A 25,518-nucleotide genomic window follows, 5' to 3' on the forward strand; every position below is an offset into this window, starting at 1 on the left:
TCCTCCTACTTCTGTTTGACTCTTTTTGCAAATAACCATGTTAAAGTAACTGGGATTACAACTGCGATAATCATTCCGACAATAAACATTGGAATCGATTTCGGAATGATAGAAATAAATGCTGGCAATCCGCCAATTCCGATAGCAGGTGCTAATACACCATTTAATGTAATGAATATCGCTGCCACAGCAGACCCTATAATCGCTGCATAAAACGGGAACTTATTTCGTAAATTCACACCAAACATCGCTGGTTCTGTAATACCGAAGTATGCTGAAATGGCTGATGTTGATGCCATACTTTTATCATTTTGATTTTTAGAAATCCAGAACATCGCAAGTGCCGCACTACCTTGGGCAATGTTAGAAAGAGCAATCATCGGCCAAATAAATGTACCGCCATGTTGTGCAATCAATTGTAAATCAATTGCAATAAACATATGATGCATACCTGTAATTACAAGCGGTGCATATAATGCTCCAAATAATACTGCTCCAACTACTGGTACTGTTTCATATACACCTACTAATCCTACTGTTAATAAATCTCCAATATGACGTGTAACCGGACCGATAATTCCTAATGCTAACACACCTGTCACAACGATTGTTGTAATTGGTACAACTAATAATTGAATTGCATTTGGTACATGTTTCTTTAAGAAAATTTCTACTTTACTTAATACAAATGCTGCTACTAAAACAGGTAAAATTTGTCCTTGATATCCTACCTTCTCAATTTGGAACAGTCCTAGAATATTGAAGTACTCAATCTTTTGCCCCTCTAAACCAGTCGCTGCTTTTCCATAATCCCAAGCGTTTAATAAGGCCGGGTGCACAAGCATTAATCCCATAACAATCCCTAGTATTGGACTACCACCAAAACGCTTCGTTGCTGACCACCCGACAAGTGCTGGTAAGAATACGAATGCTGTATTGGCCATCATATTAATTAAATCCCAAAGCCCGCCTAAGTTTGGATAAACATCTAATAAATTTTTCCCATCAAAAAATAAGTCCTTTGCGCCTAATAGGTTGTTAATACCCATTAGTAAACCAGCTGTTACGATCGCTGGTAATATTGGCATAAATACATCCGAAAATATTTTTACAAACTTTTGAGCTGGATTTAACTTTTGGTTACCTGAATCTTTTACGTCAGCTACAGTCGATTCTTTCATACCCGCAAGCGTTATCAATTCCGCATATACTCGATCTACATCCCCTGGACCAATTACAATTTGAAATATCCCAGCGTTATGAAAAGCTCCTTTCACTAATGAAACAGACTGTAATTTATCATTATCTATTTTACTTTCATCTTTTAAAGCGATACGGAGCCTCGTCACACAGTGCGCAGCTTGTTCAATATTGTCTTTCCCACCAATATACTGCAACACTTCCTCTGCTGTTTTACGATAGTCTTTCCCCATATTCCCGTCCCTCTTTTCTTTTTTTGATACCGTTTACAATTACATATTAACTCGTATATATAAGTTAGTCAACACTCGTATGTACGAGTTTGTGTTTTTTTTATAAAAAAAAGAGATGAAACAATATTTTGTTCCACCTCTTTACTTCCTACGTGCCACATCCGAAAAGTGAAAAATATCTAAGCGGTGGCGTGATTCTGTATATTCAAACTGACTTCCATCATACAAATGTGTAAAGTTTTTCACAACGACAACATAGTCTGTTCCATTTAAATCTAAATACTTTCTGTCATCCTCTGTACATGGCTGTACTTCAATTACCCTCTGTGAATAACTAATATGTAGCCCAAGCTCTTTCTCAATGTATTTATAAATCGATGTAGCTGCAATTTCTCTCGTTAAGCCTGGAATATATTCCGATACAAAATGGTTTATATCTAAAATTACTTTTTCTCCATCAATATTTCGTACACGTTTAATATGGTCAATCACTGTTTTTTCTTTCACGTTTAATAACTTTGCTACGTCTTTCGTCGCTTCAATTTTCTCCATTTCTACGACGTCTGTAATACAATGACGCCCTAAACGTTCATTTTCTTCTTGGAAACTTACAATACCACCAAAATTAAATTCAATATTTTTTCGCTTTAAAACAAACACACCTTTTCCGTGAATTTTTTGTACATATCCACGCTCTTGCAGTAAATCTACCGCTTTTCTTACCGTGCCTCGGCTTGCCTCATACTGCTTCATTAATTCTGTTTCTGATGGGATTTTGCATCCCTCTTTTAATTGTTTATTATCAATAGATTTACTGATTTCTGTATAAATTTGTTCATACTTACTCATCATCTACAATAGCCCCTTGTCACCTTATAATTCTATATGTATTATAACATGCTTCACTCTTCTGCCAATCTCTCACTTATTTTCCATTACAAGAAAAATATAGGTAAATATTTAATCTTTAAAACGTATTTTTATAAAATTTTTTATATTTTTCTTTTCATTCAAAAAAACATGTAGTATACTAACTTCAAAATCAGAGGAGAAAGGGAGCAAAGAACTATGCTTACTTATACAACAACTGTAGTTACATTTGCACAAAAACATCATCATCATACGTAACCCTTGAAACCTAGCGGAAAAATTACGCGTAGGTACAAGGGTTATTCCCGTTGTACCTACGCTTTGGCGAAAGAGCCATGTAGGTATTTTTTTATCTACATGGCTCTTTTTTTATTGTCAAAAAGCTAGTGAAAAATGATGTTTAAGCAAAACTTACTACAAAGGAGTTAACAAAAATGAAAACGAAAAAATGGGGATTATGGGTTTTAACAGCATTTGTTATCGGGAATATGGTTGGCGGTGGCGTATTTATGCTTCCAGCAAATTTAGCACAAGTATCAGGTCCAATGGGTTCTACACTCGCATGGAGTATTACAGGCCTTGGCGTATTTATGATTGCACTTGTATTTGGAAATTTAGCGATTCGTAAACCAGAATTAAAAGCTGGACCACAAAGCTATGCTCAAGCAATGTTTCCTTCAAAAAAAGCTGGTAAAGTTGCAGGATATAGTATGGCATGGGGATATTGGGCTGCTAACTGGGCTGCAACAGCATCTGTTATTATTTCCTTCGCTGGATATTTATCAACATTCTTTCCAGTTTTACAAAGTAAGCAAATTCTTTTTTCAATAAACGGATTTTCACTAGAACTCGGAAAAGGGTTAACTTTCCTCGTATGTAGCCTTATGCTGTGGGGAATTCAATATATTCTTTCTCAAAATATTGATCGAGCTGGAAATATGAATCTACTTGCTACCATTGCAAAAATTATCGGATTTACAATGTTTATTGTAATTACATTATTCATTTTCAATGCTTCTAATTTCGGAGACGGTCAAACCTTTATGAATGAAGCAGGACAATCAATCTCATTAGGTGGACAAATCAATTCAGCTGCTATTGCAACACTCTGGGCATTTATCGGTATTGAATCAGCAGTTATGCTTTCTAATCGTGCAAAATCACAGCGCGATGTAAAAAAAGCTACGATTTTCGGATTAATTATCGCTCTTCTTATTTACATGTCAATTACTTTACTTACAATGGGAGCTCTTCCGCAAGATGCTTTAAAAGAGTCTCAAAAACCATTAGTAGACGCATTAAATTTAGCAATTGGAAATAAAGGCGCATATATAATGGCTTTACTCGCTCTTATATCTTTATTTGGATCTACAGTTGGCTGGATCGTTGTTAGTTCAGAAGTACCTTACCAGGCAGCAAAAAATGGACTTTTCCCTAAGTTTTTCGGGAAAACAAATAAAAAAGGTAGTCCTTCAAAATCATTATTGATTACAAATGTAATGACGCAAATTTTCTTATTTTCAACGATTTCTGGTACTGTTTCAGAAGCGTATAGTTTCGCTATCGTCGTAGCAACATTAGCCTATTTAATTCCATACCTTGTTTCTACCTTGTACCAATTAAAATTAGTTATTACAGGAGAAACGTATGATATACTGCCAGGATCTCGAGTAAAAGATGGAATCATTACTACATTGGCGTTGGTATACTCTATTTGGGTTATCAAAACGGGAACTGCTGATTTAAAAACATTCTTCTTAGGAATTGGATTATTCGTATTAGGCCTTATTCTCTATCCAGTACTAATGAAAGACTCACAAAAAACGGATTAAATAAAGAGAAGCTGCTGGCTTCTCTTTTTTATTAAAAATCTGTAATTAACTTTTCTTTTAGCTCTCCTACAGATAAAGGTTTCGCATAATAAAATCCCTGTACATAATCACAGCTCATTGATTGTAACAAACTCTCTTGCTCTACTGTTTCTACTCCTTCAGCAACTACTGCTAAATTTAAACTATGAGCAATTTCGATAACGGATTTTACAATCGTTCGTTCTGGTTGTGCGTGATCATAATGAAATTCACGAATAAAATTACGATCAATTTTTACAATATCCAGTGGTAGTTGTTTTAAATAATATAAGGAAGAATAGCCAGTTCCGAAATCATCCAAAGCAATTAAAACACCCATATTTCTTAATTCTTGTAATGTAGCAATAATATAATCAAAATGGCGGACTGCAATGCTTTCCGTTATTTCTAATATTAAACGGTTCGGAGGAAAACCAGTTCTCTTTAAAATGCTACGTACGGACAAAATAAAACGTTTCTGCATTAATTGTTGTATAGATAAATTCACAGATAACTTTAGTCCTTCTTGATAATTTGGCAATGTTTTAAACAAGCGACATGATTTTTCTAATACCCAGTCTCCTAGCTTTATAATAAGTCCAGACTCTTCAGCTACAGGGATAAATTCGCTTGGTGAAATAGGTCCGTCTTCTGTCATACAACGTACTAGAGCTTCTATACCAGAATATCTCTTCGTTTTCAAATCAATAATAGGCTGCAATGCTACATCTAACTCTTCGTCACGAATTGCCTTTTGCAAAGCAAACTCAACTTTCATTCTACGATTTATTTTCGCACGTAGCTCATCTGTAAAGAAACATGCAGCGTTTCTCCCCTGTTCTTTTGCACTATACATAGCTAAGTCAGAGTTTTTCAATAAAGTTTCCACATCTTGTCCGTCTTGTGGATAAGAACAAAGTCCTAGACTAGCTGAAATGTATACTTCATGGCCTTCCAGCATAAATGGTGCCTGAAAACATGACAACACAGATGTCGCTAACTGACTCATATCATCTTGTCTATGATTTTTTGTTAACAGCACAAATTCGTCGCCACCTAGCCTAGCCAGAACATCTTTCTCTCCTAGTACATAATGCAACCTTGAAGCAACTTCGCTTAAAAGTAAATCCCCTATCATATGACCTAATGTATCATTTACTAATTTAAAACGATCCAAATCAAAGTAAATCATACCAAATTCTTTTTTATCTGCAATCAATTTATTAACGGTCGTTATTAATTGTAAACGGTTAGGCAAACTCGTTAAGGCATCATGATAGGCAAGTTCCCTATAACGACTTTCACTTAGCCGCAATCTATGTTCCGCTTCTTTTCTACTACTAATATCATTTCGAATTGCGATAAACTGGTATGGCTCTCCTTTTTCATTTAAAAATGGAACAATTGTTGTTTTGACCCAATAATATGTACCATCTTTTGCTCGATTCCGAATCTCACCTGTCCATACTTTCCCATTCAAAATACGTTTCCATAATTCTTGAAAAAAGTTTTTTGGATGATGTCCTGAATTTAAAATACGGTGATCTTTTCCAATTAATTCTTCTCTTTTGTATTTAGAGATTTCACAAAATTTATCATTTACATATGTAATAAGACCTTTTCGATCTGTAATTGCAACAATTGAAGACTCATCTAATGCTAACTTTAAATCTCGCAATGAAGAGTCATATAATGCATGACCTCTCTGTTCTAGCATGCGCATCTCTCCTTGCTTCTATCTGACTAAAACACAACCTGTTTCTCTTCATAGAAATAGAGATATTTCATTTTCTAATACTAGCCCATTACATAAATTATCTTTTTAAATAGACCGATTAAAATAACATAATATTATTTGTAATAAAAAGCAATATTATACCGTTCCAATTATAACTAGTAGCTTCTCATCTCCCTAATGATTTCGCGCCTTATTATACTGCAATCTCTTTAAGTGGCTCTATGCAAGCCTTGTTTCCAACTAATACCACTCACATCTGATCTCTTTGTTTTTAATAACGAAATAGAAATTAGACCATACTACATAACTATTCACGAATAATAATATAAAACTCTATATCAATGTATATGTTTTTGAATTACAATAACAAAATATTAACATATTTTCACCTTAATTTTGGAAGTATTTTATAAATAAATACCGTATTAAACTAAAAAAGAGGATAGCCTCTTTTTTAGTTTAATACGAATATGGTATTTGCTGATAACCTGGGTATGGCATTGGATACGTTACAGGGTATGGTGATGGATAAGCTACTGGATATGGAGCTGGATAATATCCTCCACTTGTTGCACCTGTTAATGCACCAGCTGTCAGTCCGCCTAACACTCCTCCTGCAAAGCTTCCAGGGAAAAATCCGCCTCCCCATGAACTACCACCACCCCAGCCCCATCCGCCTCCGTGATGATGATGGTGATCATAGTGATGATGTCCGCCGTTATGATTGTGCCCACCATGATTGTGTCCTCCATGATGATGATTTCGATAATAAAATCCATTATTTTCTATATAATTCATGCTTCTCCGCTCCTTTTCGATTTTTTCATTTTCATATGCGTTAAGAGTGGGATAAAAAATGGGATAGTACACTGTATGTAGGACAAATGCGGAAAGTATAGGTGAAATGTCTATATTTTGTAAAAAAAGCAAAACACCTTATAATAAAGATGTCATATTACATCTTCTATTTAAGAAGTCTATATTGAAAAAAGATTAGGGGAATTATATAGAAATGAAGAAGCCTATCGTTCAATTACTATTAATATTTATAATTGTATCTATCGTTCTGTTCCTATTAAATACATCGTATATTTCGTTATATACATTTGTCGGTGCCCTATGGTCCATCACAATCGTAGGAATTTCATTCGTTATTTTTATAGAAAATAGATCTCCACAAAGTACATTAGCGTGGTTTTTAGTATTAGCACTTCTTCCTATTATAGGTGTGCTTTTATACGCTATTTTCGGGCGCAGCCGCTGGAGAAGAAAAAAACATCTCCATCGTTCAGAAGAACAAAGAAAATTATTCCGTGAAATATTAGAAGGAAGAAGACTAGAGTTATTACTCACAGTCCCACTAAATGAACGTTCCATACATTTAACAGAAGTCATACAAAAATTTGGAGGCGGTCCTGTCGCAGATAGAACAACTACAAAACTTTTAACAAACGGAGATCAAACATTTTCAGAAATTTTGCGAGCTATAGATCAGGCAAAACATCATATACATATTCAATACTACATTTATAAATCTGATGAAATTGGTACAAAAGTTCGAGATGCTTTAATACAAAAAGCAAAAGATGGTGTTATTGTACGTTTCCTTTATGATGGTCTTGGAAGTAATACGTTAAGAAGACGATTTTTGCAACCTATGAAAGAAGCTGGGATTGAAATAGTAGAATTTGACCCTATTTTTTCAGCTTGGTTACTTGAAACGGTCAATTATCGTAACCATCGAAAAATCGTTATTGTAGATGGAAAAATTGGTTTTACCGGAGGACTCAACGTCGGTGATGAATATCTTGGCCGTTCCAAGAAATTTCCTGTTTGGCGTGATAGTCATTTAAAGATAGAAGGAAAAGCATTATATAAATTACAAGCAATCTTTCTAGAAGACTGGCTCTATGCCTCTAGTGGTTTAAATACTTATTCCTGGGATCAATTCATGAATAGACAATACTTCCCAGGTAAAGAGATTTCAAATGCAGAAGGTGCTGTTCAAATCGTAGCAAGTGGACCAAGCTCCGATGATAAAAGTATTCGTAATACATTATTAGCTGTTATGGGCTCTGCAAAAAAATCCATTTGGATCGCTACCCCCTACTTTATTCCAGATCAAGAAACTTTAACATTATTACGCTTAAGTGCAATTGCCGGAATAGATGTACGGATTTTATATCCAGGTAAAAGTGATAGCATCATTAGTGATCAAGCATCTCAATCCTATTTCACTCCGCTTTTAAAAGCTGGTGCTTCTATTTACAGTTATAAAGATGGTTTTATGCATGCAAAAATTGTACTCGTTGATGATACAATTGCAACTATTGGAACAGCGAACATGGATGTACGTAGCTTTGAATTGAATTACGAAATTATTAGCGTACTTTATGAATCAAAAACAGTTCACGATATTAAACGTGATTTTGAAGAAGATTTTAAACATTCAACTGAAATTAAATGGAACTCTTTCCAAAAAAGAAGTATAAAAAAACGCATATTGGAGTCTTTCATGAGGCTCATTTCTCCTTTACTGTAGGCAATCAACTTCATCTTGATTGCTTTTTCTTTTCCCTTTATCCTCCTTCCTTTTCTTTGCATACCATATTAAAACAAGTTATCATAAGATGTATTACTTTATGAAAATAATGTTAGGTGGGAAATACATGTTAGAACAATTTCATATACATGCTGATTTAAAACAACAGCTTTCTACGATTCATGAAAAGAATAAACAAGAAGCTGGTGAAAATGCACATTTAATCGGAACAAAAATATATAAAGCGTCTGATAATAGCATTATTGAAGATGCAATTACAGCACTTCTTCTTGGCAAGAACATTCTATTAAAAGGACCGACTGGTAGTGGTAAAACAGTACTAGCGGAAACTCTTTCTTCTTTATTCCAAAAACCAATGCATAGCATTAACTGCTCTGTCGACTTAGATGTAGAGGGTATTTTAGGATACAACACACTACAAACGAAAGATGGTGCATCTGAAGTTTCATTCGTTAACGGTCCTCTTATGAAAGCAATGAAGAACGGTCACTTCCTATATATTGACGAAATCAATATGGCAAAACCTGAAACTTTACCGCTACTTCACGGCGCATTAGATTACCGTAAAATGATTACAAACCCATTTACACAAGAGGTTGTATTCGGTGATGACGAATACCGTGTAATTGCTGCGATTAACGAAGGTTACGTTGGAACAAGTGAGCTAAATGAAGCATTAAAAAACCGTTTCGTTATTATTGAAGTTCCTTACATTCAAGGTGACACATTAAAAGAACTATTATTAGCAGAATCAAAATTAAATGATGTTGCAACAATTGAAAAGTTTGTTGCATTTGCAAGCGACCTTATGCCTTTAGCTCGCGATGGACGTGTAAGTGAAGAAGCAGCAAGTATTCGTGGTATTATCGACGCATGTGATTTAGGTGTATATATTCCTGTTATGCGAGCGATTGAACGAAGCATAATTGCAAAACTTAATGATGAAACAGAACAAATGACTGTCCGTGAATTAGCAGAAAGTTATTTCTTTGAGGGATAATTTATGAGACAAATTTTTAGTGACAAAAAAATTGATGCGTCGCTGTTTCTACAAATGGAAAATTTAATGTATGCCCTTCTAAAAGAAGACGATGCCTATCTTGAATATGGCTATAAAGCATACTACGACGAAATTGAAAAGAAAGTTGTCATTAGTCACTTTTGGGATGATCGAAAAGAAGAAGATACAGTAATCGGATTAAAAAGCGAAGTGTTCTTAAAAGCACTTGGTAATAAACATTACTCGGACATGACTTTAATTCGTTCTTATGCGATTGAATTGCAAGAATCGCCCCTAAAAAAGTTTTTAACACAATTATTTGTTCTATTAGAAGATTTACGCGTTGAGGAAATCGTAAAGAACTTACGTCCTGGCACGAAGCATGTTTTTAAACGTCGAAAAGAAATGTACCGCAACTATTTCGGCTCTCAAAATGAAATAAACCGCGTTCGTAATTATCACGGTGATCGTCTATTTTGCCTATGCTATCTTTCATTAACGAGCGATAAATATGAAATGTTTAATAATGAATATTTTGAGCAAATTGAAGCGATTTTACATGAAACATTCCAAGCACGTAACACAGAAGATATTATGTATATCGTTGAGAAAATTCGCTATCGCTTAGAGGCGCTTCTTGAAAGTGATATGCTTAACAACTATTTCGGACATGCTCCACTTTACTTATCTGTCCTTGCAGACGAAAAGAACTGTCGCGTCGAAGATTTAGCAAATGATGATACGCAGCTTATAGATGACGATGAAAATAAAAACAAAATGGATGAAAGTTTCTCCACATGGCATCGTGAAAATAAAAATAACGAAAACGAGAACTTTTTACGCTTTGAATTAGAAAGCGGAACAAAAACTAATATGATGGGTGATACTGCCCGTGAATCAGAAGATGGCGACCAAGCACTTGGTTCTGTACAAGGTACTTCACAAAAAAGTACACAATCCAACTTTGATGGCGCTGATACAGAAGAAGCAAGGGCTTCACACGCTTCTAGCCAGCACGACGGTGCATACGGTAAGTATAATGTAGGTGCTTCTCATACATTTAAAGAAGCTCGCAAACCAAACTCAGATGAGAAAAAAGATTACCAAGCTATCAAATCAGTCGTTAATAAAGATGTAAAAGAATTAAAGAAAATTATCGAAAAAACAATTGAAAATAAAACGAATGCGAATAGCGATAAATATTACGGAAGACTTCGTAAGAAATTCCTTCGTATTTATACCGAAAAACAACCGCGTATGTTTTATAAAAAAGGACAAGAGTCACAAGAACTCGATGTTGCATTCCAACTGTTAGTTGACTGTTCTGGTTCTATGTATAACAAAATGGAAGAAACGAAGAAGAGTGTTGTACTATTCCATGAAGCTTTAAAATCTTTAAAAATCCCACACGCTATTAGCGGATTTTGGGAAGATGCCTCTAGCGCTAAACCTGAAGATAAACCAAACGTTATCCATGAAGTTGTAAATTATAAAAACTCAACGTTACCAAACGTTGGTCCAGAAATTATGCAACTTCGTGAAGAAGAAGATAACCGCGACGGATATATTATTCGTATCGTTTCTGAAAAACTTGCCAAAAGACCTGAGAAACATAAATTCTTACTAGTCTTCACAGACGGTGAGCCTTCTGCGCTAGACTATCAACAAGACGGAATTTTAGATACGCATGAAGCTGTTAAACTCGCGCGTAAAAGTGGTATGGAAGTAATCGGTATCTTCATCGAAGAAGGCGAAGCGAAAGAAGCAACTTATCAATTGATGAAAAACATTTATAACCATCACTTCTTAGTTGCAAATCATGCTGAAGATTTACGATTGAAGATTAAACCATTGCTGAAAAAACTATTACTGAAGACGATTGAATAGAAAATAGGAGCCTTGTGGCTCCTATTTTTTCGTTCAATTACTTTGTTTCTGGTTGAAACTTGTACGGAATGGCTACTTCTAATAAAGATTCAAATCCTGCGTCATAGTATGGGAAACGCTCATTCGCAATTTTTCGATCCACCCACTCTATTGCAGAAATTTCACCTTCATCTTCCGCAATAAGTTCACCTTTTACTACATTCGCTCGGAATGTAAAAAATAGTGCATGATTCCCTGATTCTTCAAAGAATTTTTCATTGATCGCAACAAGTCCACCTAACGTAGCAGTTAAACCTGTCTCTTCTTTCACTTCTCTTATTAGTGCTTCCTCTAATATTTCACCTTTTTCCACAGCCCCGCCTGGCAATGACCAAACATTTTGTTCTACATTATGTACCATTAATATTTTATCTGTTTCTTCGTCATGTATTAGTGCATATACAACGTCAACTCTTTGCACAAGACTTCTCTCCCTCCCAAAATGATGAAGAGCCGATTCCTAAGAATCGACCCTTCCTATTAATTCATCACTAACCCAGCTGTGAGCTTTTTTTTTAACTTATCCAGCATGTCAGTTGTCATTTTGTCTAAATCGTATTCTGCTTTAAAGCCCCACTCTTTCATTGCTGCAGTTGCGTCAATAGAGTTTGGCCAGCTATCAGCGATTGTTTGACGAGCTGGATCTACTGCATAATCCATTGTAAACGTCGGAATGTGTTTACGAATTGACGCTGCAATTTGCTCTGGCTCGAAGCTCATTGCTGTAATGTTAAATGCATTTCTATGCACTAGCTTACTTGAATCAGCTTCCATTAATGAAATGATTGCTTGTAAAGCATCAGGCATATACATCATGTCCATATATGTTCCTTCAGCAATGTATGAGGTGTATGCACCTTTTTTAATCGCCTCATAATAAATTTCAACTGCATAATCAGTCGTTCCGCCTCCTGGAGGAGCTACGTAAGAAATTAAACCTGGGAAACGGACACCGCGCGTATCTACGCCAAACTTTTGATGATAATAATCACATAGTAATTCTCCTGCTACTTTGTTCACCCCATACATCGTAGTAGGACGCTGAATTGTATCTTGCGGTGTATTATCTTTTGGCGTCGATGGACCGAATGCACCGATAGAACTTGGCGTGAAGAACTTACAGTTTAATTCACGAGCTGCTTCTAATGCATTTACAAGTCCACCCATATTTAAATTCCATGCAAATAACGGATTTTTTTCTGCTGTTGCTGAAAGTAAAGCTGCTAAATGAATAATTGTATCTACTTCATTACGCTTTGCGATATCATGTAGTTTTTGTCCATCTGTTACATCTAACGTTTCAAATGGACCAGATGTTACTACTTCACTATCTGTTTCACGAATATCTGTTGCAATAACATTTGATGCGCCGTATACATCACGAAGTTTCATTACTAATTCAGAACCAATTTGCCCTAAAGAACCGGTTACTAGAATTTTTTTCATTTTCCCCACTCCTCATTTGCAAGCTATTCAAAAGATGTCGTTACTTAAATGATGCCCATTTCTTTTCCTACTTTTTCATACTTACGAATTGCTTCATCTAACATTTCTTTCGTATGAGCTGCTGTAGGCATATTACGAACACGACCTGTTCCTTTAGCTACAGTTGGGAACACGATAGATTTTGCGTATACGCCTTCCTCATTTAGACGTTTACTAAACTCTTGTGTTAACACTTCGTCACCAATAATACAAGGTGTAATTGGCGTTTCACTTTCCCCAATGTTAAAGCCAAGTTCTTTTAATCCTTGTTTCAAGTAGCGGCCATTTTCCCATAAACGATCATGTAGCTCTGTGCTTTCCATTAAAATTTCAATGGATCGCATACATGCAGCTGCATCAGCTGGTGTTAATGCTGTAGAGAATAAGAATGGACGTGAACGAACTTTTAACCAGTCAATTAAGTTTTGTTTCCCTGCTACATATCCACCAATTACCCCAATTGCTTTTGATAATGTACCAATTTGGAAATCAACTTTATCAGATAGACCGAAGTGCTTTACAGTTCCTGCACCTTTTCCAAGTACGCCTGAACCGTGTGCATCGTCTACATATGTCATTAAATCTAATTCTTCTGCAATCTCAACAATTTCTGGTAATTTCGCAACATCTCCGTCCATTGAGAAGACACCGTCTGTAATTACCATTAATTTATTGTAAAGACCTGATTCTTTCGCCGCGATTGCTTTTTGGCGTAAATCTTCCATATCCGAATGTTTATAAACAATAATTTTTGCTTTTGATAGACGACTACCATCAATAATAGAAGCATGGTTTAATTCGTCTGAAAGAATTGCATCATTTTTATCCATAACGGCTGAAATCGCTGCCATATTACAGTTAAATCCTGATTGGTAAGCAATTGCTGCTTCTGTATGTTTAAACTTTGCAATTGTCTCTTCTAATTTAATATGCAAATCTAAAGTACCGTTAATTGTACGAACAGCTCCTGCCCCAACACCGTACTTATGAATTGCACCAATTGCTGCTTCTTGCAAACGGCTATCTGTTGCTAATCCAAGATAGTTGTTTGAAGATAAGTTAATATATTCTTTTCCGCCAATTGTAATGATCGGTCCATTTGAACTCTCAAGCGGATCAATTACGTTATAAAGCCCCTTTGATTTTAAATCCTCTAAATTTTCTTCTAAAAATTTCGCAAGTGTTTTACTAGACATCGTGAAGCCTCCCATCGTTCATGTAAGCGAATTATTGTCTTAATAGTTCCAATAATCCCTCTACTAGCTTAACACGTTTTCAGAATTTATTATAGAAAAATAGTTTAAAGTAACCGCTTACAATTTTAGATTATATATGATTCATTACAATAAATCTATCATTTACTTTTCATATTTGATAGAATTAAAAAAATATTTCGGGAGGTTTCAAACATGGCATTTACAGAATCTGATGTATACAATAACACAGCATTTTTCGAACAATATATGAAACGAAGATACCGAGAAAATAGCCCAAATGAATCCATTGAAAAACCAGTATTCTTTCAGCTCATTGGTCATGTACAAGGAAAACAAATTCTCGATTTAGGCTGTGGTGACGCTAAGTTTGGCGCGGAATTATTAGAAAAGGGATGCCACTCTTACACCGGCATTGAAGGCTCCGAACTTATGTATGAAAAAGCTAAAAAACAACTAGAAAATAAAAATGGATCTGTTCATTTTTTAAACCTCAAAGATTATACCTACCCCTCTTCCACTTTTGATTTAGTAACATCTAGACTCGCCTTACATTATATTGAACATCTTGATACCATTTTTCAAAAAGTGTTTCAAACTTTAAAAACAAATGGCACCTTTACCTTTAGCGTTCAACATCCCGTAATTACTTCTTCGTTTGAAAGCTTACAAACAAGTGGTAAAAGAACGAGTTGGCTCGTCGATGATTACTTTAAACTAGGCAAACGGGTTGAACCATGGATTGACCAAGAAGTTATTAAATATCATCGTACAACGGAACAGTATTTCACATTATTACAGCAAGCTGGATTTACCATTACATCATTAAAAGAAGCTACACCAAATTCAACCTATTTTCAAAATGAAGAAGAGTATAAACGTCGCTTACGAATTCCTCTCTTTCTCTTATTTTCTTGTACAAAATAAAAAAAAACGATGAATCACTCATCGTTTTTTTATCTCATTGCCTGGGCAACTTCTTTAACTACACGTCTTCCTCTTCCGTGCGGGATACAAAGTGGTGTTCCAAACAACGGATCCGTACTAATTTGACACTCCATTCGGAATACATCACGTACTAGTTTCTCATCTACCACTTCTTCAGGTTTACCTTGTGCATATATTTGTTTATCTTGAATTGCTACAATGTTATCTGCATAGCGGCATGCCAAATTTAGATCATGTAATACCATAACAATTGTTCTTTGTTCTGTTTCATTTAATTCGAATAATAAATCTAGCACTTCAATTTGGTGAGTCATATCTAAGTATGTAGTTGGCTCATCCAGTAAAATAATATCTGTATCTTGTGCAAGTGTCATTGCGATCCAAGCACGTTGACGTTGTCCACCTGAAAGGGCATGCACATCTCGCTCAGCAAATTCTGTCATACCTGTTGCTGCAAGTGCCTTCTGTACCATTTCCTCGTCTTTTTCTGACCATTGCTTCAGCCATGTTTGATATGGATAACGCCCTTGCTTTACAAGTTGTAATACTGTAAGTCCTTCTGGTGCTTGTGGTCCTTGCGGTAAAATCGCCATTTGACGAGCAATTTGCTTCGTTTGCATACTTTGAATTGCTTGATTATCTAACAAAATATCACCATTTGTTGGCTTTAATAATCTGGCTAGTGAACGTAATAAAGTTGATTTCCCGCAACCGTTAGAACCAATAAAAATTGTAATTTCTCCTTTTGGAATTTCTAAGTTCAGCTCATCAATAATAATTGTTTCACCATAAGACAACGTCAAGCGTTTCGTCTCCAATGCTTTTTGCATATTCATCTCCCTTTATGAATTCCGACTTTTATAAAGTAAATAAATAAAATAAGGTGCACCAATTGCTGATGTAAATACCCCTGCTGGAATTTCAAGTGGTGTGAAAATTGTACGCCCTATTAAATCTGCAGCAAGTACTAGAATTGCACCGACAATAGCTGCAACTGGGAGTAATGCACCGTATAAAGAACCAACTAATCTTCGTGAAATATGTGGTGCCATTAAACCGACAAATCCAATCCCTCCGGCAAAAGCTACCGCACCACCAATTAAAGCTGTACTAAGTAATAACATAAATACACGCGACTTTGTTAAAGGAACCCCAAGTCCTACCGCTATATCATCCCCTAGCTCTTGTGCATTTAAATGCCTAGCTGCGATAAATGATATTACTGTTAAAATGAGAACCCAAGGCGCAAGTACCATAACATTTTGCCAAGAAGATCCGTAAACGGTACCTGTAATCCATACATTCGCTTGACTCGCTTGATAAATTGGTGCTAATAACATAAACAAAGTCGTTGCCGCCTTCGTTAATGCCCAAAATCCAACACCAATTAAAACGAGACTAATTGGTGATAATCCATCATTTTTCCATGCAAATAAGTATACAAAAACCGCTACAATCGTTGCTCCTGCAAAAGCTGCGAGCGGCATATAATGAATACTTACCGTTAGTGCATTATTTTTATCACTAAATAGCGCTAAAAATAATACAACTGCGACACTTGCCCCGCCCGTAATCCCGATGATATCAGGAGAAGCAAGTGGATTTCGAACGAGCCCTTGTAAAATACAGCCCGCTACCGCAAGCGCAATTCCTACAAGGATAGCAATTAAAATACGTGGCATACGAAACTTATTTACAACCATGTTAGACATCGCATCGCCATTTCCGGTAATTGCTTGCCATACGTCATAAGGAGCAATTTTCATGTCTCCCATACCTGCGCTCGCAAAGAATAATCCTATTAAAACAACTAGTAAACTTAACAAGACGAGACAAGCTCGTTTATACATTAAAAACGAGAGCTCGCCTTTTCCTATACGAAACGGAATATATTTCTTCATTTGCTAAGCCCTCTCTTACGTGCAATATAAATAAAGAACGGTGCTCCAATAAATGCTGTCATAACTCCCACTGGTACTTCTTGTGGCATAATGACATATCTTGCTGCTATATCAGCCAATATTAGTAGTATTGCACCTAACAATCCGCTATAGGGCACTCTCCATCTGTGGTCAACTCCAACAAGAAATCTAGCAAAATGCGGAGTAATAATTCCAATAAATCCAATTGGGCCAGCAACCGCAACTGAACCACCAGACAACAGTACAATAATAAGTAACACGAACGATTTCATTAAAATTGTTCGTTGTCCAAGTCCTTTCGCGACGTCTTCTCCCATCATCAATGTATTTACTTTCCCTGCCATCATAAGAGATGCAATCCATCCTATTAATAAATACGGGAATACAGATTGTAAAATTTCTAACTTTCTCCCTTGCACAGATCCAGCAAGCCAAAATAATACCTCTTCAAGTGCTTTTTCATTTAACACAAGTAATCCTTGTGTTAATGATGAAAATAACGCACTAATTGCGACCCCTGCTAACGTTAACTTAAGAGGAGTAGTCCCTTCTTTTCCTAAAGAACTAGAAGCAAATACAAGTACAGCTGCAACCGCCGCTCCTAAAAAAGCAATCCATGTGAAAGCTGATAATGATGTCACGGAAAAGATTACAATTGCTACAACTATGAAGAACGCAGCACCTGAATTTAATCCAATAAAATCTGGAGAAGCAAGTGGATTCTTCGTTAAAGTTTGCATAAGACAACCAGCAATGGCTAAACTAGCACCAACACTAGCTGCAATTAACGCCCTAGGCAGACGTACATTTTCAATAATAATATGTTCATTGGAACCGTTAAAATGGAAAAAAGCATCCAATGCTAGTTTCCAACTCGTATTTGTATATCCGAAAATAATACTTCCCCAAATACAAATGACGACTGCAATGATTCCAACAAATAATCCAGTCCATTTTGCTCGATTTGTTTTTAATAACATGCAGCGTTTCCCCTTCAATGTATAATGATACGTTGTTAGTGTATTTCAACTTAATTCTCATTGTCAACGGAAATGAGAATTATTTTCACCCATATATATTGACAATTAAAAGATAAAGGCTTAATATCATGCTTGCTATTGAAAAATATTCTCAACATATAGGGGGTACATAATGAATTTCATGCGGAAGAAATCGTTTACAGTATTTGTATTTTTACTAGCATTTTCAATGCTTTTAAGCGCTTGTGGAAAATCAAATAACAAAGAAGAATCTCCAAAAGAAGATACTAAAAAAGAAGTGGTTACTGTAGAACATGCAATGGGTAAAACAGAAGTTCCTGCTAATCCAAAACGTGTAGTTATCTTAACAAATGAAGGAACTGAAGCTTTACTTGAATTAGGTGTGAAACCAGTTGGTGCTGTAAAGTCTTGGACTGGTGACCCATGGTATCCACATATTAAGGATAAAATGAAAGATGTAAAAGTTGTTGGTGATGAAGGACAAGTTAACGTTGAAACAATCGCTTCTTTAAAACCAGACTTAATTATCGGTAATAAAATGCGCCACGAAAAAGTGTACGAACAACTAAAAGCAATTGCACCTACTGTGTTCTCAGAAACATTACGTGGTGAATGGAAAGATAACTTCAAATTTTATGCAAAAGCATTAAATAAAGAAAAAGAAGGTCAAAAAGTTGTAGCTGATTACGAATCACGTATGAAAGATTTAAAAGGCAAACTTGGCGATAAAGTAAATCAAGAAATCTCTATGGTTCGTTTCATGCCTGGTGATGTTCGTATTTATCATGGCGATACATTCTCTGGTGTTATTTTAAAAGAACTTGGATTTAAACGTCCTGGAGATCAAAATAAAGATGATTTTGCAGAGCGTAACGTATCTAAAGAGCGTATTTCTGCTATGGATGGTGACGTATTATTCTACTTCACATTCGATAAAGGAAATGAGAAAAAAGGATCTGAACTAGAAAAAGAATATATAAACGATCCTCTATTTAAAAATTTAAATGCCGTAAAGAATGGTAAAGCATACAAAGTCGACGATGTTATTTGGAATACAGCTGGCGGTGTAATGGCTGCTAACCTATTACTAGATGACATCGAAAAGCGCTTTGTTAAATAATATTTCCTTAACCAGCTCCCTTCTATGGAGCTGGTTATTTTTCAATTCACTTAAATGTCACATTATTTCGTTTTGTATTTTTATTCCCAATATGTTATATTATAAAAGTAAATAGAGTATATTTTCTTTATATCAGAATATTTTTTCAATCTAAATTTTCTGATTAATCACTATTTTATTTTCTTTTAGAATTCAATTATTACATTTGAAAACGCTTATCATCTCGTTTTCAGGGCAAAATACAGTAACGGTTGAAGAAAAATAGAACTTTTTTAGAAATTTTCTTTCTATTTCCATATAATTCTATTGACTTCTAAATATTTTGTAAATTAAAATGATTACATAAATATCCGTTATACAGGATTAGGGGGAAACAAAAATGGATGCAGCTTTAAAATTAGACAAAGCTGGAGAGCAACAATCACCAAAAAAACATCCACCAGGGTTATACTTGTTGTTCTTTACAGAGGCGTGGGAAAGATTTAGTTATTACGGAATGCGTGGCTTATTAGTTCTTTATTTAACAACGAGCTTAGTAAGCGGCGGTTTAGGATTTGATAAAGCAGTTGCAGTTCAAATTTACGGTATTTTCACAATGCTTGTATATTTCACACCTATTATTGGTGGTTGGTTAACTGACCATTTCATTACGAAGCGACATGCCATTACTATTGGTGGTATCATCATGGCAATTGGTAACTTTGTATTATTCTCAATGAACACAAAAACTGGACTTTTCTTAGGATTAGGATTATTAGTTATTGGTAACGGATTCTTCAAACCAAATATTTCGACTTTATTAGGTCAATTATATAGCGAAAATGATTCTCGTCGTGATAGTGCCTTCACTATCTTCTACATGGGGATTAACTTAGGAGCTCTTATCGCTCCATTCATTTGCGGTTACTTCGCAGATTATAGATACGGTTTCTTAACAGCTTGTATCGGTATGATTATTGGGCAGCTTGCCTTTAATTTCTTAGCACCTCGTTACTTAGGGTCTATCGGAACAACTGTTGTAGGTAAACAATCTAAAGAAAAAAATGCAAAAGCAATTGAGAAAAAACCTTTAACAACACAAGAGAAAAAACGTACTGCTGCAATTTTAATTTTAACTTGTTTCGTAGTATTCTTCTGGGCAGGATTTGAGCAAGCTGGTAGTTCTTTAACACTTTACACAGATAAGTTCGTAGATCGTACAATCGGTGGATTTACAATTCCAACACCTTGGTTCCAATCTGTAAACCCACTATTCATTATCTTACTAGCATTACCTGTTTCTGCGTTATGGATTAAGCTTTCAAAAACAAAAAATGGTGATTTGAAAATCCCAACAAAAATGGCATTAGGCATGATTTTACTAGGGATTGGATATTTAGTTCTAACTTTAGCTGTTTTAAAAACTGGTAGCGATGAAGGTAACATTACAATGAAAGCAAATTTACTATTCATTGTATTCACTTACATGTTCCACACAATCGGTGAGTTATTCTTATCACCAATCGGATTATCTATGGTAAGTGCAATCGCTCCTGTTAAATTAGCATCATTATTAATGGGTGTATGGTTAGCTGGTACTGGCTTCGCAAACTTATTAGCAGGACAATTAGCCGCTTTCACTCAATCTTTAGGATATTTAGAAGTATTCGCAAGCATCGGTATTATCGTAATTGTACTGGGATTAGTACTTCTGATGTTCTCTAAGAAAATTGCACATATGATGGAATAAAAAAAGACGCTTCTAAAATTAGAAGCGTCTTTTTTATTATTTCTCCTCTAAAGCTGTCACGTCCACATGAACGCTCTCACCAGGATTAGATACATCATACACTTGAGCACTCCCCTTCTGCTCATCACAGCTCTCAATCCATACTGGTACGCCCTCATATGTAACGTCAATTCTACTTGAAGAAGATAAGATTTGTTTCACACGTTTCACATCCATACTACTATCCCTCCTTTTGCTTACTACACTCCTTTCTATTTTTTCTTTTCCTTTTAGAATATATTCGGTAAGGCAGCATGTTGATTAATAGTCATTTCTTCCTCACATGCTAATATTTACTCTCTCGCTACCTTTCTGACAAATAAAAAAAGACGTATATTACATACGTCTTTTTCCACAATATTCAAATTTTATGAAAATAATGTTTTTACTACCGCACTTACTTTATCATTATGAATTTGATAATACACTTCTAATCCTCGTCTTTCAAAGCGCACTACTTTATTTTGCTTTAACTTCGTTAAATGTTGTGAAACCGTTGATTGCGGAATTTCTAATACTTCCTGTAGTTGTGTTACATTACATGTTCCTCTTTGCATAAGTTCCATTACTAGACGTAGACGAAGTGGGTGAGCTAACGCTCTTAACATTTGTACATCTTCTTCTGAAATACGACATTCGAATTGATTTTGGCTCATAAAGTTCCCCTCATTTTCGTTTTTATTTGCGTTTTTATGTTCTTTTTATTTATTTATATATCTGTTCTTATATTTCCTGTTACGACATAACTTTATCAACCTATAAAGCCGAAAAATTTTTCCATCTTTATCAGCAAAAATTCAGGAAAAAATCCTTGCTGATTTTGAATATTATACTATATGATATAACGAAAAAGCAAAATAATGGCCTACGAATACTTTGCTTGCAAACGTTGTTTTATCAGGCTTTTTGTTATATTTTCACCTCATTGAAATGCACAGTAACGGTATTGTAAAATACCGTCTATAATTGATAACCTATCGTAATGTAGTTGAACTATAATTAACCTCTTTGTTACGTTAAAAGGAATTTTCAGTAAAAAGAGATGATGTGATATTAAAAATTTGTTTCTAATTTTTTATTCGTATTGCAAGCGGTTGGACTGTTGTGCAAAACTTCCTATTAAATCCACTCAACGTGCCTCCCTCACTAAATCAAACAGGACAGATAAATGCATATATTAAACTTTATACTCGATATAAAAGACAGCATCTAATATACACCAGAGAACATGCCATCTGAATAAGCAAAATAATATGCAAATAGTTTATACAGCACACTTAAATTCATTTGAGTGTGTTTTTTGTCTACTTTATGAACAAAGCTTTTCTTTTAACACTATTATGGAATAATTATACTTTTTTACGTTGACAATAGTGTTGAAGGAGAATATACTAAGCATGTAAGTTGATTGTGAATAGTTTCACAAATAATGTGAATTTCTTCACATATAATAGATAGGAGTTGTCATTATTATGAGTACTTGGACACAAATTTATGACCCATTAAACAATATTTGGTTATCTGCACTAATCGCAGCACTTCCAATCTTTTGTTTCATCATTTGTTTAATGGGATTCAAAATGAAAAGTTACATGGCTGGTCTTTATAGTGTGATCGTCGCTATTATCCTTGCAATATTTGTTTATAAAATGCCAGCAACAGTAGCTGTAGCATCTGCCGGATTCGGTGTTTTATCTGGATTTTATCCAATTTGTACTATCGTTATCGCCGCAATTTTCCTTTACAAATTAACTGTTAAAACAGAGCAATTCAATATTATTCGCGATAGTATTTCAAGCATTACAAATGATCAACGTTTACAAGTATTATTAATCGCTTATTCTTTCGGTGCTTTCTTAGAAGGCGCAGCTGGTCTAGGGGTTCCAGTTGCTATTACAGCTGCACTACTTGTGGGTATGGGCTTTAATCCATTAAAAGCAGCAGGTATTTGTTTAGTAGCTAATATTGCTGGTGGTGCTATGGGTGCTATGGGTATTCCAGTTACAGTGCCAGCACAATTAACTCAACTTGACGCATTAACTATTGGTCGTCAAACTGTTCTTATTTTACCTTTCATTAGTATTATTTTACCTTTCTTACTTGTTTCAATGGTCGATGGAATTAAAGGTATTAAAGAAACTTGGCAAGGTATTCTTGTAAGTGGTGTTTCTTTCGCTATTACTCAATTCGCTGTAACTTACTTCTTAGGTGCAGAACTTACTAATATTTTCGCAGCAGTTGTAAGTATGATTGCTCTTGCATTATTCTTACGTGTTTGGCAACCAAAATCTTCTACTAAAGAAGAAAAACAAGAAACTAAAGTATCACATACATTCAATCAAATTTTATATGCTTGGTCTCCATTCGTATTCTTAACTGCATTTGTAACAATCTTTAACTTAAAACCGATTAAAGCTTTATTTGCTCCAGATGGTGCGTTAGCAAACTTAGTATTTAACATTCAGTTCCCTGGTCTTCATAATGCTGTTATGAAAACTACACCAATTACAAAAGCTGATACACCTTTCGCAGCTGTTTTCAAATTTGATGTATTCTCTTCTACAACTACTGCGATTGTACTAGCAATTATCGTTTCACTTATTGTTTACCGCGTAAAAGGTAAAATGGTTAAAGAATTAATGATTGAAACAATGAAAGAATTAAAAGCTCCAGTATATACAATTTGTAGCGTTATCGCTTTGGCTTACGTAGAGAACTACTCTGGTATGTCATCTACACTTGGACTTGCATTCTCTTCTACTGGTAATGCATTCCCAGTTCTTTCTCCAATCTTAGGATGGATTGGCGTATTCATTACAGGTTCAGTAGTTTCAAGTGGTTCTTTATTCGCACCACTTCAAGCAGTAACAGCAGACCAGTTAAACATCGTTCCTTCTACACTCGTTGCCTTAAACGTAGTAGGTGGTACAATGGCAAAAATGGTTTCACCACAATCTGTAGCAGTTGCTTGTGCCGCAGTTGGACTAGTTGGTAAAGAATCTGCTCTATTTAAAACAGCAATGAAATACAGTTTAATCTTCTTAGCTGTTATTAGCTTACTTCAATTAAACGCTGTATTTAATATCTTTTAAAAATAAAACACCGATCCAAATGGATCGGTGTTTTTCACATTACATTTTTTTATTTTTTAATAAAGAAGCTCCAGCAATTTCAGGGTGAGTCATTTCGAATGGATCTAAAATAATATCCAATTCCTCTTCAGTCAGTACACCATGTTCTAAACATAACTCTCTAACAGATTTTCCTGTTTCAATTGCTTCACGTGCAATACGAGATGCTGCTTCATAACCAATATGAGGATTAACTGCTGTAATAATTCCAACACTTTTCTCAACATATCGCTTCAGCAATTCTTCATTTGCTGTAATTCCTTCAATACAATATTCACGGAATACACGGAATCCATTATTCATAATACTAATAGATTGAATTAAATTAAATACAAGTACAGGCTCCATTACATTTAACTCTAATTGTCCTGCTTCTGATGCTAAGCAAATTGTATGATCGTTTCCGATTACTTGGAATGCGACTTGGTTAATCACTTCTGCCATAACTGGATTTACTTTACCTGGCATAATCGATGAACCTGGCTGACGTGCTGGCAATTGAATTTCAGCTAACCCAACACGTGGTCCAGACGCCATAATACGAAGATCGTTTGCAATTTTAGACATGTTCATCATACATACTTTAAGTGCTGCAGATACTTCTGTGTATGCATCTGTATTTTGCGTTGCATCAACTAAATGCTCTGCACCAACAAGTGGGAATCCACTAAACGTTCTTAAATGTTTTACCACTTGTTCAATATACGTAGGATTTGCATTTAATCCTGTACCAACAGCCGTCGCGCCCATATTCACTTCATATAAATGTTGACGAGACTGTTTAATTCTTTTTATATCACGCGCAAGCACTCGGCTATACGCTTCAAATTCTTGTCCAAGGCGAATTGGAACTGCATCTTGTAAATGTGTGCGTCCCATTTTAATAACGTGATCAAACTCTTTTGCTTTTTTACGAAAAGCAGAATGAAGTTCTTCCATTGTTATAAGAAGCTTTTCTAACATCATAAGAGTTGCAATATGAATCCCTGTTGGAAACGCATCGTTCGTTGATTGGGCCATGTTCACATGAGTGTTTGGGCTAATTTTCGCATACGCACCTTTTTCATATCCCATACGTTCTAACGCTCTATTCGCAATTACTTCATTTGTATTCATATTAATAGAAGTTCCGGCTCCGCCTTGAATAGGATCCACGATAAATTGATCATGAAACTTTCCATCAACAATTTCTTGCGCTGCTTCTGCAATTTCATGTCCAATGTCTTTAGCTAAGTAACCAGTGTCTATATTCGCAAGCGCCGCCGCTTTTTTCACAATTGCCATTGCTGTAATGAGTGATGGATGAATGCGATATCCTGTAATTGGGAAGTTTTCTACGGCACGTAATGTTTGTACACCATAATAAGCTGCACTTGGTACTTCTTTTTCACCTAAAAAATCTTTTTCTATACGTATATCCTTCGTTGCTATCATTTTTATCACCTATACTTTTTCATTCTAAATCCTTATCCAAAAAATCCGCCCTCTAAAAACACGAGTATCATTCAGAAGAATTTTTCAGTATCCACCTTCACTATATAGCACCTTT

21 protein-coding genes are annotated in these 25,518 nt (G+C 35.3%); 8 read left to right on the forward strand and 13 right to left on the reverse strand.

What is annotated here, in order from left to right; translation table 11 throughout:
* Window positions 1-5: 5 nt before the first annotated feature.
* Both treP and treR read right to left on the reverse strand, forming a co-directional pair.
* Window positions 6-1,433: a PTS system trehalose-specific EIIBC component gene (gene treP / locus F3I02_RS29200; RefSeq protein WP_196478675.1), complete on the reverse strand. Its 1,428-nt coding sequence runs from the start codon at window positions 1,431-1,433 to the stop codon at window positions 6-8.
* Window positions 1,434-1,574: 141 nt separating this feature from the next.
* Window positions 1,575-2,285, reverse strand: coding sequence for a trehalose operon repressor (gene treR / locus F3I02_RS29205; RefSeq protein WP_000987236.1), 711 nt, complete (start codon window positions 2,283-2,285; stop codon window positions 1,575-1,577).
* A 452-nt stretch (window positions 2,286-2,737) separates the two neighbouring features.
* Here treR and F3I02_RS29210 point away from each other — a divergent pair, with 452 nt between their 5' ends.
* The gene (locus F3I02_RS29210; protein WP_196478676.1) at window positions 2,738-4,135 is read left to right on the forward strand and encodes an amino acid permease; all 1,398 of its coding nucleotides are present in this window, start codon (window positions 2,738-2,740) and stop codon (window positions 4,133-4,135) included.
* A gap of 31 nt (window positions 4,136-4,166) precedes the next feature.
* On the opposite strand, the gene F3I02_RS29215 is transcribed toward F3I02_RS29210, so the two are convergent.
* Together F3I02_RS29215 and F3I02_RS29220 are read right to left on the reverse strand one after the other, a co-directional pair.
* Entirely contained in the window at window positions 4,167-5,870 is a 1,704-nt protein-coding gene (locus tag F3I02_RS29215) for a putative bifunctional diguanylate cyclase/phosphodiesterase (protein ID WP_000893344.1), read from the reverse strand.
* 480 nt (window positions 5,871-6,350) lie between these two features.
* The gene (locus F3I02_RS29220) at window positions 6,351-6,689 is read right to left on the reverse strand and encodes a hypothetical protein (RefSeq protein WP_001106370.1); all 339 of its coding nucleotides are present in this window, start codon (window positions 6,687-6,689) and stop codon (window positions 6,351-6,353) included.
* Between the two features lie 214 nt (window positions 6,690-6,903).
* On the opposite strand from F3I02_RS29220, the gene F3I02_RS29225 reads away from it, so the two are divergent.
* The 3 genes from F3I02_RS29225 (at window position 6,904) to F3I02_RS29235 (ending at window position 11,341) form a co-directional block, all read left to right on the forward strand.
* Window positions 6,904-8,433 (forward strand): cardiolipin synthase, encoded by a 1,530-nt coding sequence (locus F3I02_RS29225; protein ID WP_000743015.1) that lies wholly within the window; start codon window positions 6,904-6,906, stop codon window positions 8,431-8,433.
* Window positions 8,434-8,560: 127 nt separating this feature from the next.
* Window positions 8,561-9,454 carry an ATP-binding protein gene (locus F3I02_RS29230; RefSeq protein WP_000892970.1) on the forward strand — a complete coding sequence of 298 codons (894 nt, stop codon included), beginning with the start codon at window positions 8,561-8,563 and terminating at the stop codon, window positions 9,452-9,454.
* Between the two features lie 3 nt (window positions 9,455-9,457).
* A complete protein-coding gene (locus F3I02_RS29235) occupies window positions 9,458-11,341 on the forward strand; it encodes a vWA domain-containing protein (protein WP_001248851.1) in 1,884 nt (627 codons plus the stop codon).
* Between the two features lie 37 nt (window positions 11,342-11,378).
* Here the strand turns inward: F3I02_RS29235 and F3I02_RS29240 are convergent, their stop codons facing one another.
* From F3I02_RS29240 to F3I02_RS29250, 3 genes are read right to left on the reverse strand one after another with little or no spacing between them, the layout of a single operon-like run.
* Window positions 11,379-11,801 (reverse strand): NUDIX hydrolase, encoded by a 423-nt coding sequence (locus F3I02_RS29240; protein WP_001189942.1) that lies wholly within the window; start codon window positions 11,799-11,801, stop codon window positions 11,379-11,381.
* A 59-nt stretch (window positions 11,802-11,860) separates the two neighbouring features.
* Complete coding sequence (locus F3I02_RS29245; protein ID WP_046946739.1) at window positions 11,861-12,826, reverse strand: L-threonine 3-dehydrogenase; 966 nt, start codon at window positions 12,824-12,826, stop codon at window positions 11,861-11,863.
* 44 nt (window positions 12,827-12,870) lie between these two features.
* A complete protein-coding gene (locus F3I02_RS29250; RefSeq protein WP_000095906.1) occupies window positions 12,871-14,061 on the reverse strand; it encodes a glycine C-acetyltransferase in 1,191 nt (396 codons plus the stop codon).
* 213 nt (window positions 14,062-14,274) lie between these two features.
* Between F3I02_RS29250 and F3I02_RS29255 the strand changes: the two genes are divergently transcribed.
* Window positions 14,275-15,006 carry a class I SAM-dependent DNA methyltransferase gene (locus F3I02_RS29255; protein ID WP_000885967.1) on the forward strand — a complete coding sequence of 244 codons (732 nt, stop codon included), beginning with the start codon at window positions 14,275-14,277 and terminating at the stop codon, window positions 15,004-15,006.
* A 29-nt stretch (window positions 15,007-15,035) separates the two neighbouring features.
* Here F3I02_RS29255 and F3I02_RS29260 read toward each other — a convergent pair whose 3' ends face one another.
* From F3I02_RS29260 to F3I02_RS29270, 3 genes are read right to left on the reverse strand one after another with little or no spacing between them, the layout of a single operon-like run.
* The gene (locus F3I02_RS29260; protein ID WP_001167953.1) at window positions 15,036-15,857 is read right to left on the reverse strand and encodes an ABC transporter ATP-binding protein; all 822 of its coding nucleotides are present in this window, start codon (window positions 15,855-15,857) and stop codon (window positions 15,036-15,038) included.
* Window positions 15,858-15,869: 12 nt separating this feature from the next.
* The gene (locus F3I02_RS29265; RefSeq protein ID WP_000760057.1) at window positions 15,870-16,928 is read right to left on the reverse strand and encodes a FecCD family ABC transporter permease; all 1,059 of its coding nucleotides are present in this window, start codon (window positions 16,926-16,928) and stop codon (window positions 15,870-15,872) included.
* Window positions 16,925-17,929, reverse strand: coding sequence for a FecCD family ABC transporter permease (locus tag F3I02_RS29270; RefSeq protein ID WP_196478677.1), 1,005 nt, complete (start codon window positions 17,927-17,929; stop codon window positions 16,925-16,927). Before F3I02_RS29270 ends, F3I02_RS29265 begins: the two co-directional genes overlap by 4 nt.
* A gap of 172 nt (window positions 17,930-18,101) precedes the next feature.
* On the opposite strand from F3I02_RS29270, the gene F3I02_RS29275 reads away from it, so the two are divergent.
* Complete coding sequence (locus tag F3I02_RS29275) at window positions 18,102-19,070, forward strand: ABC transporter substrate-binding protein (protein WP_001010268.1); 969 nt, start codon at window positions 18,102-18,104, stop codon at window positions 19,068-19,070.
* 379 nt (window positions 19,071-19,449) lie between these two features.
* A complete protein-coding gene (locus F3I02_RS29280; protein WP_000338314.1) occupies window positions 19,450-20,799 on the forward strand; it encodes a peptide MFS transporter in 1,350 nt (449 codons plus the stop codon).
* A gap of 36 nt (window positions 20,800-20,835) precedes the next feature.
* Here the strand turns inward: F3I02_RS29280 and F3I02_RS29285 are convergent, their stop codons facing one another.
* Window positions 20,836-21,015: an acid-soluble spore protein H gene (locus tag F3I02_RS29285; protein ID WP_000382679.1), complete on the reverse strand. Its 180-nt coding sequence runs from the start codon at window positions 21,013-21,015 to the stop codon at window positions 20,836-20,838.
* Between the two features lie 191 nt (window positions 21,016-21,206).
* The gene (locus tag F3I02_RS29290; protein ID WP_000081428.1) at window positions 21,207-21,494 is read right to left on the reverse strand and encodes an ArsR/SmtB family transcription factor; all 288 of its coding nucleotides are present in this window, start codon (window positions 21,492-21,494) and stop codon (window positions 21,207-21,209) included.
* 816 nt (window positions 21,495-22,310) lie between these two features.
* Between F3I02_RS29290 and F3I02_RS29295 the strand changes: the two genes are divergently transcribed.
* Window positions 22,311-23,930, forward strand: a complete 1,620-nt coding sequence (locus F3I02_RS29295) for an L-lactate permease (RefSeq protein WP_000109096.1) — start codon at window positions 22,311-22,313, stop codon at window positions 23,928-23,930.
* Window positions 23,931-23,969: 39 nt separating this feature from the next.
* Here F3I02_RS29295 and aspA read toward each other — a convergent pair whose 3' ends face one another.
* Window positions 23,970-25,403 (reverse strand): aspartate ammonia-lyase, encoded by a 1,434-nt coding sequence (aspA, locus tag F3I02_RS29300; RefSeq protein WP_000562133.1) that lies wholly within the window; start codon window positions 25,401-25,403, stop codon window positions 23,970-23,972.
* Window positions 25,404-25,518 lie beyond the last annotated feature (115 nt).

It is taken from the genome of Bacillus sp. SRB3LM, assembly GCF_015712745.1.
Taxonomy (GTDB): Bacteria; Bacillota; Bacilli; order Bacillales; family Bacillaceae_G; genus Bacillus_A; species Bacillus_A thuringiensis_K.